Genomic DNA, 15191 nt, shown 5'->3' with positions numbered 1-15191 from the left:
TCTGTGGAAGGAGACCGATGAGCACCACGACCGGTGACCCGCGTCCGCGGGTCCGGACCGGCCCCGACGGTGTCGCCGTACTCGGCTGGCGGTGCACCGGGTGCGGGTATCCCGTCGCGCAGGCGGTTCTGCGGTGCCCGCTGTGCCGGGGACCCGTCGCGGAGAGCGCGTTCTCGCCCGAGGGCGAGGTGTGGGCCTCCACGTGCCTGCGCGTGCGGGTGCCCGGCCACACCCCGCCGTACGCGGTGGCCTACGTCGTGCTCGACGACGGGCCTCGCGTGCTGGTCCACACGCCGGGCGACCGGCCGCTGCCGCCCAGCACCAGGGCCCGGGTCACGGGCACGTCCGGGACCGGCGACCTGCTCGCCGTCCCCGCGGGGGAGGAGTCATGAGCGCGGCTTTCGTCCACGGCGTCGGCACGTCCCGGTTCGGCCGCCAGCCCGGAGTCGGCGCGCCGTCGCTCGTCCAGCAGGCGGTCACCGAGGCGCTCGACGACGCCGGTGTCGACGACGTGCGCGAGCTCGACGCCGTCTTCGCGGGCACCGTGTTCGGCGCCCCCGGCACGGCGCAGCGGGCGCTGCAGCTGCTCGGCATCACCGGTGTTCCGATCCTGACCTTCGAGAACGCCTGCGCGACGTCGTCGACCGCCCTGCACGAGGCGCGCCACGCGGTGCTGTCCGGCCGCTTCGGGCGCGTGCTCTGCCTTGGCGTGGAGACCATGACCCTGCACTTCTCCGGGCCGATCACGCCCGAGGAGACCGACGCGGAGGGCCGGGCCGGCCTGGCGTTGCCAGGGGTGTACGCGATGGTCGCCAGCCGCTACGAGCACCTCTACGGCCTCGAGCCGAAGGCGCTCGCGGCCGTCTCGGTGAAGAACCGCAGGCACGGGGCGCTCAACCCGCGCGCCCAGCACGGAGCCGAGGTGACCGCCGAGGAGGTTCTCGCCTCCCGGATGGTCGCCGACCCGCTGACGCTGCTGCAGTGCTGCGACATCTCCGACGCCGCCACGGCCGCGGTGATCGGTGGCGAGCGCGGCGTCGGCCGCGACGTGCGCATCGCGGCCTCGGCACTGCGCTCGGGCGAGCTGTGGGACCACCGCAGCACCCATCCCTGGGGCTACGAGCTGATGGCCGGCGTGGCCGCGGACGCCTGGCACGAGGCCGGGATCGGCCCCGGCGACGTGGATGTGTTCGAGGTGCACGACGCCTTCACGATCGGGGAGATCACGGCCACCGAGGCGCTCGGCATCACCGAGCCCGGCGGTGGGTGCGACCTGGTCCTCTCCGGGCACACCGCGCTCGGCGGCCGCCAGCCGGTGAACCCCTCTGGCGGGCTGCTCAGCCGAGGGCATCCCCTGGGCGCCACCGGGCTGGCCCAGGTGGCCGAGGCCGTGTGGCAGCTGCGCGGCGAAGCCGGAGCACGACAGGTGGAAGGAGCGCGGGTCGCCGCCGTGGAGACCATGGGCGGCGGCACCGCCGGAATCGACGGAAACGGGTGTGTGGTGGTGGTGCTCGGTGGTTGAGACGCTGGAGCTCGACGACATGCTGGGTGGGGAGCGCCTCGCGGACCCCTACCCCTACTTCGCCCACATGCTGGCGGAGCATCCGGTCCACTGGAACGAGCGGTACCAGGCGTGGTTCCTGCACAGGCACGAGGACGTGCTGTGGGCGCTGCGCAACCCCGCCTTCTCGTCCGACCGCGTGCGGCCCGTCTACGAGACGCACCTGTCGGAGGAGAAGCGCGCTGCCAGGGCGCCGACGTTCGAGGTGCTGCGGCACTGGATGGTGTTCCTCGACCCGCCGGAGCACACGCGGCTGCGCAAGCTGGTGATGCCCGCGTTCAGCCCGAAACGCGTCGCGACGTGGCGGCCCAGGGTCGAACAGGTCGTGCAGGAGACCCTCGCCGGGCTGAGGGACCGCGAGCGCTTCGACTTCGTCGCCGACTTCGCGTACCCGATTCCGGCGATCGTGGTGGCCGAGCTGATCGGCGTCCCCGCCCAGGACCGCGACCTGTTCAAGAAGTGGTCCGACGACATCCTCACGTTGGTCTTCGGCGCGCAGGGTGAGCCGGGGCGGCGGGAGCTCGCGCAGCAGGGGCTCGTGGAGCTGACCGGTTACCTCTCCGACCTCGTCGCGAAGATCCGGCGCGATCCCGGTGACGACGTGATCTCCAGCCTCGTCACCGCCCACGACGTGGAGCCCCCGCTCGACGACAGGGAGATCATCGCGACGTGCGCGCTGCTGGTCTTCGGCGGGCACGAGACGACCACGAACCTGATCGCCAACGGCACCCGGCAGCTGCTGCGGCACCCCGAGCAGTGGAATCTGCTGCGCGACGAGCCCGAGCGGATCACCACCGCGGTCGAGGAGCTGCTCCGTTTCGACGGCCCGTCGCGGCTGGAGCAGCGGCTGCTTGCCGAGGACCTCGAGCTGCGCGGCAAGACGCTGCGCAAGGGCGACAACGTCTTCCTCGTCCAGAGCGCGGCCAACCGCGACCCGGAGGTCTTCGACCGGCCGCACGAGCTCGACATCACGCGCCAGCGCAACAACCACGTCGCCTTCGGCTTCGGCGTCCACCACTGCCTCGGCAACTTCCTCGCCCGGCTGGAGGCCCAGGTCGCGATCCCAGCGGTGCTCGACGCCCTGCCCGACCTCGCACTCGACGGGCCGGAGGAATGGCACACCACGATGATGAGCCGCGGCATGAAGCGGATGCCGGTCCGGCGGGGAGCGGTGTCGTGACCGGCGCGCTCGAAGGGAAGGTCGCCGTCGTCACCGGCGCCAGCGGCGGCATCGGGCGGGCGATCGCGCTCGCGCTCGCACACGCGGGCGCCGACGTTGGCCTGCTCGCGCGCCGCCGGGAGGCGCTGGAGGAGACGGCCGCGCTGATCGAGCCCACGGGCAGGCGGGCGAGCGTGGTCACCGCCGACGTCACCGACGAGGCACAGGTGACCGACGCCGTCGCCAAGGTCGCCGCCGAGCTCGGCGACCCGACCGTGGTGGTGAACAACGCGGGCGGCGCGCGGTTCCTCGCCCCGCTGGCGGAGATGCGGCTGTCCGGCTGGCAGAAGACGGTGGCCCTCAACCTGGAGGCCCCGTTGCTCTGCGCGCGCGCCGCCCTGCCAGGGATGATCCGCGCGGGTGGCGGGGCGATCGTCCACATCGGATCGATCGTCGGAGAGGCCGCCCAGCACGGGATGGCCCACTACGGCACGGCCAAGGCCGGGCTGACCATGCTCAACCGCACGATGGCGCGCGAGTGGGGCAGGCACGGCGTGCGGAGCAACGTGGTGCAGCCGGGGCTGGTCGACTCCGGAGCGCACGACCACTACGAGGACGACCCCAGCATGGGCAGGCTCTACGCCGCCGAGATCCCGCTCGGGCGCTGGGCACGGCCGGAGGAGATCGCCGCCCCCGTGGTGTACCTGGCCTCCGACGCCGCTTCGTTCGTCACCGGCAGCACCCTCGTCGTCGACGGCGGGCAGATCAGTTGACCGCCGGGGTCCGCAGGCTCGACCACGTCGCCGTCGCGGTCCGCGACGCGGAGGCGGCGCTCGCGCTCTACGCCGGAGTGCTCGGCGGGCGGTTCGTCCTCGGCGGCGACAACGACGAGACCGGCAACCGGATCATCCACCTGCGGCTCGGCGGCTTCAAGGTCGAGCTGATGCAGCCGCTGCGGGACGACAGCCTGCTGGCCAGGACCATCGACCGACGCGGCGAGGGCTTCCACCACGTCACCTTCGTGGTGGGCGACGTGACCCGCACCGTGGACGTGGTCGAGGCGGCGGGGTTTGAGACGGTCGGCACCGACCTCGGCGACCCGACGTGGCGCGAGACGTTCCTGCGGCCACGGCAGACCGGGGGCCTGGTCCAGCTCGTCGACACCGATCGCGACTGGAGCGGTCCGGTCGACGGCATCACGCTCGACGACGTGCTGGCAGGCCGCGCGGGCTTCGACGGTGCCTGGCCGTGCTGGAAGGGCACACGCTGACGCCAGGAAGCTCGTCGGCTTCACCGACCTGGCCCTCACCCGCACGCAGGGCGCGGCCGAGCCGCAGCACGATCGGCTAGCCCGCCGGCCTGATCGTGATCCGGCCGCGTGCGAACCGCGCCGCCGCCATCCGGGCCGAATGGCACGCGTTCCGCAGCGCCGAACCGCGCCTCGCCGCGTTCACCAGGTACGCGCGGGTACACATCACCATTCGCCGTGACCGGCTGCGTTCAGCCCACGGCGATGACCGTCTTCACCACCGACTGCGGGTTGTCGTGGGAGAACGCCAGTGCCTCGCCGACCTCGGCGAGGCCGAACTCGTGGCTGATGAGGCGGCGGACGTCGTCCTGGTGCCTTCCGGCGAGGGCGATCGCGGCGGGGAAGTCCAGTGTGGACCGGCTGCCGTACACGTCGAGTTCCTTCGCCGTGAACGTGCGCAGGCCGAGACGCGCGGTCTGCTCGGAGACGCCGACCAGTGAGATCCGGCCCGCGGTGGCGACCACCTCGAAGGCCCGCTCCGCGACGGCCGCGGCGCCGGTGGCCTCCACCACGACGGGCGCTCCTTCGCCGGAGGTCCATTCGGCGACGTGCTCGGCCAGGTCCTCGACGCCCCGGACGGTCACGGCGGCGCCGAGTTTGCGCGCGAGGTCCAGTCTGGACTCGTGGAGGTCGGCGACCATCACCTCGGCGCCCGCGTCCCGTGCGGCGATCACGGCGCCGAGCCCGATCGGTCCCGCACCGAGGATCAGCACCCGCTCGCCTGCCCGCACGCCGGGGCGGGTGATCGCGCGCAGGCTCACCGAGAGCGTCTCGGCGAGCGCGGCGACGTCGGCCGTGAGACCGGGCGCCGGGTGGCAGTTGCCGGTGGGCACCGCGACGCGTTCCTGGAAGCCGCCCGGCCGGTGCACGCCCACGGCGTCCATCGACCGGCAGGTGTTGCGGCGGCCGATCCGGCAGGGGTAACACGTCCCGCACGCCACCACCGGCTCCACGGCCACCCGGTCGCCGACGGCGAGCGGGCCGGCGTAGCCGCCGGGCAGGGCGGCGACGGTCGCGCTGATCTCGTGCCCCTGGATGAGCGGAAGGCCGGTGGCGTAGCTGCCGTCCCAGATGTGCAGGTCGGTCCCGCAGATCCCGACCCGCTCCACGGCGAGCAGCGCCTCGTCCTGGCCGGGGTCGGGCGGCGTGACCGGGGCGGTGACGACGGTGCGCAGTCGCGTGGTGGTGGCGGCGAGGTGCACGTCGCCCCCGCTCACGCCGGAGTCTGGGCGGGCAGTCCGGCCACCCGGGGATGGTCGGCGTCCACCGCGCCGAGCCGGGAGGCGCCTCCGGGGCTGCCGAGCCCGTCGAAGAACTCGGCGTTGACCTTGGTGTAGGCGGCCAGCTCCTCGGGCAGGTCGTCCTCGTAGTAGATGGCCTCGACCGGGCAGACCGGTTCGCAGGCTCCGCAGTCGACGCACTCGTCGGGGTGGATGTACAGCATCCGAGGGCCCTCGTAGATGCAGTCGACGGGACATTCGTCGATGCAGGTCTTGTCCTGCACGTCGACACAGGGCTCGGCGATCACGTAGGTCATCGGGTCTCCTTGGCGGGGGAACGGTTCAGGCGGCGTACGTGGCCGCCGGGTCGGTGAGTGAGGCGAGCAGGTGCTTGCGGACGGCCGCGGCCCGCCGGGGCAGGCCGAGCAGCAGGGCGCCGACGAGCTGCTCGCCGCGGAAGTAGCCCACCACCGCCTGGCCTTCGAGGTCGCCTTCGAGAACCTCCGTCCGGTCCGCGAGGCCGGGCACGCCGAAGGACTGCAGGCGCAGGTCGTACTGGTCGGACCAGAACGACGGCAGCGGGGTGAACGGCACCGGGTCCGCTTCCGTGCCCGCGAGGTCCGCGAGGTCCGCGAGCAGGGTCGCGGCGGCGCGGCGCGCGGTCTCCAGTGGCGTCTGCCAGTGCTCGATCCGGCGCGGGACGTCGTCGAAGAGCGGGTTCGGGAAGCGGGCCACATCGCCGACCGCGACCGCGCCCGTGCCGCCGCCGAGGCGCAGCCGGTTGTCGGTCACGACGCCGTCGGTGAGGTCGAGTCCGTTGCCCTCCAGCCACTCGACGCAGGGAGCGGAGCCGACGCACTGGACGAGGACGTCGCCTTCCACCGACGTGCCGTCCGACAGGGCCACGGAGTACGCCCCGCGGGTCCCGCTCACCGAGGCCACCGACACACCGAGCCGGAAGGCGACACCGGCGCGTTCGTGGCGGGCCCTGACGGCGTCCCCGACCGCGCGGCCCAGCGGGACCAGCATCGGGGACTCGTCGACGGCGACGACGGTGACGTGGCAGCCGAGTCCGGTGGCGGTGGCGGCGACCTCGCAGCCGATGAAGCCGGCGCCGATCACGACCACCCTGGCGCCTGGCCGCAGCTCGGCGTGCAGGGCGCGGCAGTCCTCGATCGTCCGCACCACGTGCCCGGCTCCGGCGGAGTGGTCGATCCGCGCGGGGAGCCGTCGCGGGCGGACGCCGGTGGCGGCGACCAGGCCGTCGTAGGCGAGCGTGCCGCCGTCGGCGAGGGTGACCGTGCGCGCGGCGAGGTCCGCGGCGACGGCTCGGGAGCCGAAGCGCCACTCGGCTCGCGCGGCCTCGGGGCGTTGCTTGAAGGCGAGCGTCGCGAGATCTGGACCGTCGGCGAGCGCGGCCTTCGACAGCGGTGGCCGGGTGTAGGGCACGTGCGGCTCTGCGGAGAGCACGACGACCTCGCCGTCCCAGCCGCCCGCGAGGAGCGCCTCGGTCACCCGCAGACCTCCGAGCGAGCCGCCGACGACGACGATCCGCCGGGCCGGGGGAGTCGACATGATGGCTCGTTACCCCTCGATCGTGATGGCCTGCACGGGGCAGGCCATGGCGGCGGCCTCGACGTCTGCGCGCGCGGTCTCCTCGGCGCTTGCCTGGTAGACGAGCTCGCCGGCGTCGTCGAGGTCGAAGACGTCCGGCGCCGCGAAGACGCACTGCCCGTAGTTCTGGCAGAGCGCCAGGTCGACGTTGATCCTCACGGCCGGCCTCCGCCCTGCAGCCCCGGGTCGGTGTAGAAGCGCTGGGTCATCTCCTTGAGCAGGTCGGCGTTCTCGGCGTTGCCGGGGTGCGGCACCCACCGGTCGCCGCCGACCTGGTAGCGCGTGGCCAGCTCGATGAGCACGCCGTGGGCCTTCGACTCGGGCAGGAAGTTCCATTTCAGCCACGGCATCGTGTCGGGGTGGCTGTCCTCGTCGAGCAGGACGGGCAGCCCGGCGGCGCGGCACTGCTCCATCGTGTGGCCGAAGTTGTCGCTCAGGAACGCGATGTGGTGGACGAATTCGCCGCGCTTGGCGAGCACCTTGTGCACCCAGCTGTCCGGGGAGCCCGGTGCCCACATCTGGATCGAGACGCCCGTGGGGTCGGGGTTCTGGAAGGTCGCCCACACCATCTCGGTCCCGTCCGAGCTGCCCCGGGAGTACGTGATCGTCTCGGTCATCTCCGGCGTGAGCACGCCGAGGATGTCCTTCCAGTCGGCGATGGCCTGGTCGAGATCCTTCACGCAGAGCGCGATGTGGTCGATGTGCACACGGGTCATGGGGTCTTCCTTTCGTCGCCCTCGACTCTTCCATGTTTACACCAAACGATTGGTTGATAAAAGTCCAGGGACGTGCTTGACATCACTAGGAGGGCAGTGTTCCATGAATCAAGCAATCGTTTGGTGGAAATACCAGGAGCCGCCGTATGGCCGGCTGATCAGGAGGGACCGTGGACTTCGCGCTCACCGACGAGCAGGAGGCGTTCCGGAAGGCCGTCCGGACGTGGGTCGAGAAGGAGTGCCCGAAGGAGGTCGCCCTCGAGCTGGAGAAGAAGGAGTTCGAATACCCGCACGAGCTCTTCGCGAAGATGGCCGAGGCCGGCTTCCACGGCATCGCGATCGACGAGGAGTACGGCGGCTCGGGCGGCACCGAGCTCGACCAGGTCATTCTCATCCGCGAGCTGGCCCGCTCGCTGGGTGGCATCGCCTGGATCTGGGGCATCAACGCCTTCGCCGGGGCCAAGTCCGTCGGCTACTACGGCACCGAGGAGCAGAAGCGCCGCTTCCTGCCCGACATCGCCGAGGGGCGCACGAAGTTCGCCATCTCGCTCACCGAACCCGCGGGCGGCACCGACCTGCTCGGCGTGCTGAAGACCACAGCCACCCGCTCCGAGGACGGCTGGGTCATCAACGGCCAGAAGATCTGGTCCACCCAGGCACACGTCGCCGACTACCTGCTCCTGCTCGCGCGGACCGAGAAGAACCCGGTCAAGAAGACCAGGGGCACCACCCTGTTCCTGGTCCCGCGCGAGACGCCGGGCGTGGAGTGCAGGCAGATCCCGAAGCTCGGCATGAAGAACGTCGGGTCCTGCGAGGTGTTCCTCGACGACGTCTTCGTGCCCGACGACCTCGTGCTGGGCGAGCCGGGCCAGGCCTGGTACATGCTGCTGAAGACACTCAACAACGAGCGGATCGTCATGTCGGCGCTCGCGCTGGGCATCCTCGACGGCGTGATCGAGGAGGCGAAGCGCTACCTCCAGGAGCGCGACGTCTTCGGCCGCAAGCTCGGCCAGATGCAGGTGCTGCAGCACTACTACGCCGACATGCTGATCGCGCAGAAGTCGGCGGAGCTGCTCGTCTACGAGGCGGCGTGGCGCCAGGCCGAGGGCCTGGAGTGCGGGATGCACGCCAACATGGCGAAGATCGTCGCCTCCGAGGGCGCGGTGACCGCGGCCGACCGGGGCATCCAGATCTTCGGCGGCATGGGCTATGCGCTCGAGACGCAGATGCAGCGATACTGGCGCGACGCCCGGCTCTACCGGATCGGCCCCATCGCCAATGAGATGGCCCGCAACTCGATCGCCGAGATGGCCGGTCTGCCCCGGTCGTTCTGAGAGGCAGGGGACAACAGCTGAAAGGTAGGACACACGGTGACGACAACGGAGACGTCCTCGCCCGAGGCACCGGCGCTGAGGGACACGGTGGCCCCCGGGGCCGGTAGCGCCTCGACGGGGCACCGTGGCTGGGCCGAGGCGGTTCCGATCGGCGACGTGGTGATCCGTGCCGCCGCCCTGTGGCCGGACGCCGAGGCGCTCGTCTTCCCCGGCGAGCGGCTGACCTTCGCGCAGCTGGCCGACGAGGCCGAGCTGGCGGCCAGGGCCCTGCGGGCCATGGGCGTGGGGCCGGGCGACCACGTCGGCGTGCTGATGGCGAACTGTCCCGACTTCGCGCGGGTGTCCTACGGCGCCGCGATGCTGGGTGCGGTCGCGGTGCTCGTCAACGCCCGCTACCAGGGCGACGACCTGGCCCACGTTCTCGGCGACGCGGGCATCAAGGTCCTCGTGACCGCCGAGCAGCCCGGCAGGCCCTTCGAGCTCACGAGGCGGATCGAAGCCGCCATGCCCGAGCTCGACCCAGGGCGCGGTGACGCCTTCCCCGTGGCGTCCGTCCCCTCGCTGGAGGCGGTGGTGCTGCTCGGCGGCGACGGCACGGTCGCCCCCGCGTACACCCCGGCGGAGAGGTTCTACGCGGGCGCGGCGCGGGTGACGCCGGAGGAGGTCCACACGCTGCGCCGTCAGGTGCCGCTGCGCGCCGTCGGCATGATGATGTACACCTCCGGCACCACCGCGAAGCCGAAGGGCTGCGCGCTGTCGCACGAGATGGTGGTCCGCAACGCGATCGCCGTGGCCGAGCGGCTCGACGTCCACGGGGGCGACCGCTTCTGGGACCCGCTGCCGATGTTCCACATGTCCTCGGTGCTGCCGATGAACGGTTGCTTCTTCGTCGGCGCGACGTTCCTCTCGATGGAGCACTTCGAGCCCGACGCGGCGATCGTGATGCTGCGGCGCGCCGGGCTCACCCACTTCTATCCGACGTTCCCGACCATCACGCAGGCGGTGGCGAACCATCCGGGATTCTCCACCGTGGACTGGAGCGCCGTGCGGGTTGTCAACGGCGTCGCGCCGCCCGCGACCCTGAGGGAGCTGCAGGGGCTCTTCCCGCACGCCGCGGTGGTCACGGCCTACGGCTCCACCGAGACCGGAGGCTGCGTCTCCTTCTCGGTGCCCACCGACACCCTCGAGCAGCGGACCAACACCAGCGGTCCGCCGTTCCCCGGCATCCAGATCCGGATCGTCGACCCGGAGACCGGCGCGGAGGTGCCGACAGGGGAGCGCGGCGAGATCTGCGTCCGCGGCTACTCGATGTTCGAGGGCTACCACAACGCCCCCGAGGAGACCGCCGCCGTCACCGACGCCGAGGGCTGGTTCCACACCGGCGACATCGGGGCCGTCGACCAGGACGGGCGGATCTCGTATCTGGGACGGCTGAAGGACATGCTCAAGGTCGGCGGCGAGAACGTCGCGGCGGTCGAGATCGAGGAGGCGTTGCAGCGCCATCCCGCGGTGAACATCGCACAGGTCGTCGGCATCCCCGACGCCCGGCTGGTGGAGGTGCCGGTCGCCGCGGTCGAGCTGCGCGCGGGACACGACGTCACCGGCGAGGAGCTCGGGGAGTGGCTGCGCGGCCGGATCGCGAGCTTCAAGCTGCCCCGGCACATCCGGGTGGTCGACGAGTGGCCGATGGCCGCGACCAAGATCCAGAAGTTCCGGCTGCGTGAGGCGATCTGCGCCGAGCTCGGGATCGAGCTCCCGTGATCGGGGACCTCGTCCCGGCGGAGGCCGGCGCGGTCGAGGAGCTCGCCAGCCTCGTCACGCGTTTCGACCACGTCGCCGTCGCGGTGCGGGACCTCGCCACCGCCGCACCGCTCTACGCGGACCTGTTCGGCGGCCGCCTGATCGCGGGCGGCGACGACGACCGGCTCGCGATCCGGTCGTTGCAGCTGAGCTTCCCGCCCGGGGTGAAGATCGAGCTGCTCCAGCCGCTGCACGAGCAGTCCTACCTCGCGGCGTACCTGGAAAAACGCGGCCCCGGATTCCACCACATGACGTGCTTCGTGGAGGACGTCACCGAGGCGGCCGCGCGACTGGAGGCCGCCGGGTACTCCACTGTGGACACCCGAACGGGAACCGGATGCTGGGACGAGACCTTCATCCGCCCCTCGTCCGCGTTCGGCACGCTGGTCCAGCTCACCGACTCGCCGCTGAGCTGGACCGACCCCGTCATGCCGGAGGGCGCCGGCATCGGCGACGTGCTGGCCGGGCGCATCGCGTGGAATGACGCCCGGCCGGCCTGGAGGTGACCATGATCCCGCCGCGGGGACTGCGGATGGTGCAGGTGGCGTACGCGACCACCGACGTGCGGGCGAGCGCGCGGAGCTGGCACGAGCGGTACGGCGCAGGGCCGTTCTACGTCCGCGAGCACGTGCCGACCGAACGCGTCGAGGTGCCCGGCGACGGCCAGGAGCCCGCGCCCGGCGTCTTCGACCACACGTGCGCGCTGGGGCAGTGGGGCAACGTGATGGTGGAGTTCGTCCACCACCACGCGCTCGCGCCCGCCTCCCTCGACCGGGACATGCGCCGCGACGCGGGCGGGATCCACCACGTGGCGTGCTTCGTCGACGACCTCGACGCGGCCCGCGACCAGCTCGTGGCCGAGGGCGCGAGGGTGGTCATGGACGCCTCGACGCCGGAGGTCCGCTTCGTGTTCCTCGACCCAGGGCCGCACGTCGGCCACCTGGTCGAGCTCTACGAGGAGACGCCCTACCTGTCCCGCCTCTACGGGCGGGTGGCGGAGGCCGCGCGGGACTGGGACGGGACAGAACTGCTGCGGGAACGGTGAGGACGTGGGACACCGGATCGCCCTGGCCTGCCTCGACTTCCTGGACGACGAGCCGGAGGTGCACGTCGCGGCTGCCGCGGAGGCGGGTTTCGACGCCGTGACCCTGCGGGTCGCCGGCAGCCGGGAGCCCGTGGCCGCGGACCTCGGGCGGGACGAACACCGCCGCGGGCGGGCACTCGCCGCGCTCCGGTCCACGGGCCTGGGCGTGCTCGACGTCGAGGTCCTCAGGCTGAGCACGCACCTCTCCCTGGCCGAGGTCTCTGGCGCGATCGAGCTGGCGGCCGAACTCGGGGCGCGGCACCTGCTGGTGGTCAACGCCGGCCTCGCCCCGGCCGACGCCGTGGATCGCCTGGCGGCGATCGTCGAGGAAGCCGCCCCTGCCGGCGTGCTCCCGTGCCTGGAGCCGATGGTGTTCACGCGGTGCCGGACCCTCGCCGAGGCGATCGCGGTGGCCGTCCCGGCCGGCGCCGGGGTGCTGGTGGACGCCCTGCACCTGTACCGCTCGGGCGGCGGCGTGGCCGAGGTCGCCGTAGCGGTCGCGACCCACGGCGACGCGCTCTTCCCGTACCTGCAGCTCTGCGACGCCCCGCTCGCCGCGCCCGAGGGCGGCATGGAGGCGCTACGCGCCGAGGCGCTCGCCGCGCGCCTGCTGCCCGGTGACGGCGAACTGGATCTCACCGGCCTGCTCGCCGCGTTGCCGGGACGGGCGGTCTCGGTCGAGGCGCCCACCGCCACGACCCGGGCAATGGCACCGCTCGACCGGGCCCGTGCGGCGTGGGCGGCGGTCAAGGCAGTCGACTGTCCACAACAGACAAGTACCGCGAAGGAGGCATCGTGACGCTGAGCGCCGACCCTGTTGCCCGCATCGACCGGCTCTACGTCGGGGGCGAGTGGGTGTCCAAGAGCCAGGACGACCCGGTGTACGAGGTGGTCTCACCGGCCACCGGCGAGGTGGTGGCCGTCGCCGCGGACCCGACGATCGAGGACGCCGAGCGTGCGGTGGCCGCGGCCCGCGAGGCGTTCGACAACGGGCCGTGGCCGACGCTGCCGCTCGCCGAGCGCATCGCCGTGCTGAGCCGGTTCTGTGACGAGTTCGAGGCCAGGAAGGAGGAGTTCGACAAGGCCTGGACCACCGAGTCCGGCCCGACCCTCGCGCACGCCGGGGCCCTCGACGCCGGCGTCGTGATGATCTGGCGGAGCCTGCTCGAGCAGGCCAGGGATCTGCGGCTCGCCGAGCGCCGCGAGGTGCCCGACGGCATCGTGGACGTGCTCCGCGAACCGATCGGCCCCGCCGTGGTCATCACCGCCTGGAACGGCCCGGGTCTCTACCTCGCCATGAAGCTGGTGCCCGCCCTGCTGGCCGGCTGTCCGGTCGTGCTGAAGATGGCCCAGGAGTCGCAGCTCACCGCCGCGCTGGTCGGCGAGATGGCCGAGGCGGCCGGGCTGCCGAAGGGTGTCCTGAGCGTCCTGGCCGCGTCCACCGAGGTGAGCGCCCACCTGGTGGCCCATCCCTCGATCGACAAGGTCAGCCTCACCGGCTCGATCCCCGCCGGGAAGGCCGTCATGAGCGCCTGTGCCGGGCGGCTCGCCAACGTGACCCTGGAGCTGGGCGGCAAGTCGCCCGCCGTGATCCTGGACGACATCCCGCTCGACGACGTCCTGCCGTCGCTCGTGCCCGGGTTCATCGCCTTCAACGGCCAGATCTGCGCGGCACTGACCCGCGTGGTGGTCCCCCGGCACCGGCACGACGAGGTCGTCGCCGCGCTCGTCGAACGATTGCAGGCCATGACGGTGGGCGACCCCGCCGACGCCTCGTCCGACCTCGGCCCGCTGGCGAGCTCGCGCCAGTTCGAGCGGGTCATGGGCTACATCGAGACGGGGGTGCGGGAGGGGGCCGACCTCGTGCTCGGCGGCGGCAGGCCCGACGGGCTCGACCGCGGCTGGTACGTCGCTCCGACCGTCTTCGCGAACGTCGACCCCGGCGCGACCATCGCGCAGGAGGAGATCTTCGGGCCGGTGCTCAGCGTCATTCCCTACGACAGCCTCGACGAGGCCGTCGACATCGCCAACGGCACGCCGTACGGCCTGGCGGCCTCGGTCTACGCCTCCGACGAGGAACTGGCCCGCCGCGTCGCGGGCCGGATCAGGGCGGGCGCGGTGGCGGTCAACACCGCCGGAGTCTCGCTCTTCGCGCCGTTCGGCGGGTTCAAGCAGTCCGGTTTCGGCCGCGAGTTCGGCCTCGAGGGGCTCGCGGAGTTCCTCCAGTACAAGTCCGTCAAGGTGAAGTGAGCGGAGAGCGACAATGAAGTCCCACGGTGCTGTGCTGTTGAAGACCCAGCAGAACGTGCGCAACGACTGGCACGTCGAGGAACTCGAGATCTCGCCGCCGAAGCGGGGCGAGGTCATGGTCAAGCTCAAGGCGGCCGGCCTCTGCCATTCCGACAACCACGCCGCGGCGGGCGACCAGGCCGTGGACTTCGCGCCGTTCCTCGGCGGCCACGAGGGCGCGGGGATCGTCGAGGAGGTCGGCGAGGGCGTCACCGAGCTGGCGGTGGGAGACCACGTCACGTGTACCTTCATGCCGTCGTGCGGCAGGTGTGTGCCGTGCGTCCGCGGGCTCGGCCAGCTGTGTGACCGCGGAGCCGGGTTGCTGCAGGGCGTCATGCTCGACGGCACCAACCGCATCCACACGGCGGCGGGCGAGCCGGTGGGGCCGATGACCTACCTTGGCACGTTCAGCGAGCGCATCGTCACCCCGGTGGACTCCCTCATCAAGATCGACAAGGACATTCCCTTCCCCGCGGCCGCCCTGGCGGGCTGCGCCGTCCCCACCGGCTGGGGCACGGCCGTCCGGATCGCCGGGGTCGAGATCGACGACGTCGTGGTGGTGCTCGGCGTCGGCGGCGTCGGGATGAGCGCGGTGCAGGGCGCCAAGCACGCCGGCGCCCGCGAGATCATCGTCATCGACCCGGCGGAGTTCAAGCAGCGGGAGGCGCCGAGGTTCGGGGCGACCCACGCGGTCGGCTCGATCGAGGAGGCGATGCCGCTGCTGACCGACCTCACCCACGGCCGCATGGCCGACAAGGTGATCGTCACCATCGGCGTGGTCGAGGGCACCATGATCCAGCCGATGCTCGGCCTGCTCGCCAAGGGCGGCACGATGGCGATCGCCGGCGTCTCGTCCATGTGGGACATCGACGCCCACTTCAACATCTTCGGCTTCGTGATGATGCAGCAGACGATCAGGGGCGGCCTGTACGGCGGTCTGCAGCCCAGCGTCGACATCCCGCGGCTGCTTGCCCGCTACCAGCGCGGCGAGCTGATGATCGACGAAATGATCACCCGCACGTACACCCTCGACCGGATCAACGAGGCGTACGCCGACATGGAGGCCGCGCGCAACATCCGCGGGGTCATCCTCTACGACGACTGA

Annotated in this window: 17 protein-coding genes; 12 read left to right on the top strand and 5 right to left on the bottom strand. The window is 71.9% G+C overall.

The features are described from left to right. The first annotated feature begins 17 nt into the window (after nt 1-17). The 5 genes from DI005_RS29685 to DI005_RS29665 are packed head-to-tail and all read left to right on the top strand — an operon-like array spanning nt 18 to nt 3990. A complete protein-coding gene (locus DI005_RS29685) occupies nt 18-392 on the top strand; it encodes an OB-fold domain-containing protein (RefSeq protein WP_112269762.1) in 375 nt (124 codons plus the stop codon). Then, on the top strand, nt 389-1522 hold the full coding sequence (locus DI005_RS29680; RefSeq protein WP_113644336.1) for a thiolase family protein: 1134 nt from the start codon (nt 389-391) through the stop codon (nt 1520-1522). Before DI005_RS29685 ends, DI005_RS29680 begins: the two co-directional genes overlap by 4 nt. Beyond that, the gene (locus DI005_RS29675; RefSeq protein ID WP_233520366.1) at nt 1515-2741 is read left to right on the top strand and encodes a cytochrome P450; all 1227 of its coding nucleotides are present in this window, start codon (nt 1515-1517) and stop codon (nt 2739-2741) included. The genes DI005_RS29680 and DI005_RS29675 overlap by 8 nt, the downstream gene beginning before the upstream one ends. Continuing rightward, nucleotides 2738-3493 carry an SDR family NAD(P)-dependent oxidoreductase gene (locus DI005_RS29670; RefSeq protein ID WP_158303060.1) on the top strand — a complete coding sequence of 252 codons (756 nt, stop codon included), beginning with the start codon at nt 2738-2740 and terminating at the stop codon, nt 3491-3493. The genes DI005_RS29675 and DI005_RS29670 overlap by 4 nt, the downstream gene beginning before the upstream one ends. After that, nucleotides 3490-3990 (top strand): VOC family protein, encoded by a 501-nt coding sequence (locus DI005_RS29665; protein ID WP_199543310.1) that lies wholly within the window; start codon nt 3490-3492, stop codon nt 3988-3990. Before DI005_RS29670 ends, DI005_RS29665 begins: the two co-directional genes overlap by 4 nt. Before the next feature lie 230 nt (nt 3991-4220). Here the strand turns inward: DI005_RS29665 and DI005_RS29660 are convergent, their stop codons facing one another. The 5 genes from DI005_RS29660 to DI005_RS29640 are packed head-to-tail and all read right to left on the bottom strand — an operon-like array spanning nt 4221 to nt 7579. Next, complete coding sequence (locus DI005_RS29660) at nt 4221-5246, bottom strand: alcohol dehydrogenase catalytic domain-containing protein (protein ID WP_113644334.1); 1026 nt, start codon at nt 5244-5246, stop codon at nt 4221-4223. Beyond that, nucleotides 5243-5566 (bottom strand): ferredoxin, encoded by a 324-nt coding sequence (gene fdxA / locus DI005_RS29655; RefSeq protein WP_112269768.1) that lies wholly within the window; start codon nt 5564-5566, stop codon nt 5243-5245. Before fdxA ends, DI005_RS29660 begins: the two co-directional genes overlap by 4 nt. A 25-nt stretch (nt 5567-5591) precedes the next feature. Further along, nucleotides 5592-6824, bottom strand: coding sequence for an NAD(P)/FAD-dependent oxidoreductase (locus DI005_RS29650; protein ID WP_113644333.1), 1233 nt, complete (start codon nt 6822-6824; stop codon nt 5592-5594). Between the two features lie 9 nt (nt 6825-6833). Next, entirely contained in the window at nt 6834-7022 is a 189-nt protein-coding gene (locus tag DI005_RS29645) for a ferredoxin (RefSeq protein WP_112269772.1), read from the bottom strand. Then, on the bottom strand, nt 7019-7579 hold the full coding sequence (locus DI005_RS29640; protein WP_113644332.1) for a VOC family protein: 561 nt from the start codon (nt 7577-7579) through the stop codon (nt 7019-7021). Before DI005_RS29640 ends, DI005_RS29645 begins: the two co-directional genes overlap by 4 nt. A gap of 170 nt (nt 7580-7749) precedes the next feature. On the opposite strand from DI005_RS29640, the gene DI005_RS29635 reads away from it, so the two are divergent. Genes DI005_RS29635 through DI005_RS29605 form a run of 7 tightly spaced genes read left to right on the top strand, consistent with a single transcriptional unit; the run spans nt 7750 to nt 15191 of the window. After that, nucleotides 7750-8913 (top strand): acyl-CoA dehydrogenase family protein, encoded by a 1164-nt coding sequence (locus DI005_RS29635; protein WP_113644331.1) that lies wholly within the window; start codon nt 7750-7752, stop codon nt 8911-8913. A gap of 36 nt (nt 8914-8949) precedes the next feature. Further along, complete coding sequence (locus DI005_RS29630; protein WP_113644330.1) at nt 8950-10674, top strand: class I adenylate-forming enzyme family protein; 1725 nt, start codon at nt 8950-8952, stop codon at nt 10672-10674. Then, the gene (locus DI005_RS29625) at nt 10671-11219 is read left to right on the top strand and encodes a VOC family protein (protein ID WP_158559921.1); all 549 of its coding nucleotides are present in this window, start codon (nt 10671-10673) and stop codon (nt 11217-11219) included. Before DI005_RS29630 ends, DI005_RS29625 begins: the two co-directional genes overlap by 4 nt. Before the next feature lie 2 nt (nt 11220-11221). Then, on the top strand, nt 11222-11758 hold the full coding sequence (locus tag DI005_RS29620) for a VOC family protein (protein ID WP_112269782.1): 537 nt from the start codon (nt 11222-11224) through the stop codon (nt 11756-11758). A gap of 4 nt (nt 11759-11762) precedes the next feature. Beyond that, nucleotides 11763-12596 (top strand): sugar phosphate isomerase/epimerase, encoded by an 834-nt coding sequence (locus tag DI005_RS29615; RefSeq protein WP_113644328.1) that lies wholly within the window; start codon nt 11763-11765, stop codon nt 12594-12596. After that, entirely contained in the window at nt 12593-14047 is a 1455-nt protein-coding gene (locus DI005_RS29610) for an aldehyde dehydrogenase (protein ID WP_233520365.1), read from the top strand. Before DI005_RS29615 ends, DI005_RS29610 begins: the two co-directional genes overlap by 4 nt. 13 nt (nt 14048-14060) lie before the next feature. Beyond that, the gene (locus DI005_RS29605; RefSeq protein ID WP_113644327.1) at nt 14061-15191 is read left to right on the top strand and encodes an NDMA-dependent alcohol dehydrogenase; all 1131 of its coding nucleotides are present in this window, start codon (nt 14061-14063) and stop codon (nt 15189-15191) included.

Source organism: Prauserella sp. PE36, from assembly GCF_003311655.1.
Classification (GTDB): Bacteria; Actinomycetota; Actinomycetes; order Mycobacteriales; family Pseudonocardiaceae; genus Prauserella_A; species Prauserella_A endophytica.
The sequence above is the reverse complement of the archived record's forward strand: the minus strand, read 5'-3'. Positions and strand labels throughout refer to the sequence as shown.

Bases quoted from the DNA above. Each gene is read 5' to 3' on its own strand.
- DI005_RS29685 (WP_112269762.1), top strand. From the start codon at position 18: ATGAGCACCACGACCGGTGACCCGCGTCCGCGGGTCCGGACCGGCCCC.
- DI005_RS29680 (WP_113644336.1), top strand. From the start codon at position 389: ATGAGCGCGGCTTTCGTCCACGGCGTCGGCACGTCCCGGTTCGGCCGC.
- fdxA (WP_112269768.1), bottom strand. From the start codon at position 5,566: ATGACCTACGTGATCGCCGAGCCCTGTGTCGACGTGCAGGACAAGACC.
- DI005_RS29650 (WP_113644333.1), bottom strand. From the start codon at position 6,824: ATGTCGACTCCCCCGGCCCGGCGGATCGTCGTCGTCGGCGGCTCGCTC.
- DI005_RS29640 (WP_113644332.1), bottom strand. From the start codon at position 7,579: ATGACCCGTGTGCACATCGACCACATCGCGCTCTGCGTGAAGGATCTC.
- DI005_RS29620 (WP_112269782.1), top strand. From the start codon at position 11,222: ATGATCCCGCCGCGGGGACTGCGGATGGTGCAGGTGGCGTACGCGACC.
- DI005_RS29605 (WP_113644327.1), top strand. From the start codon at position 14,061: ATGAAGTCCCACGGTGCTGTGCTGTTGAAGACCCAGCAGAACGTGCGC.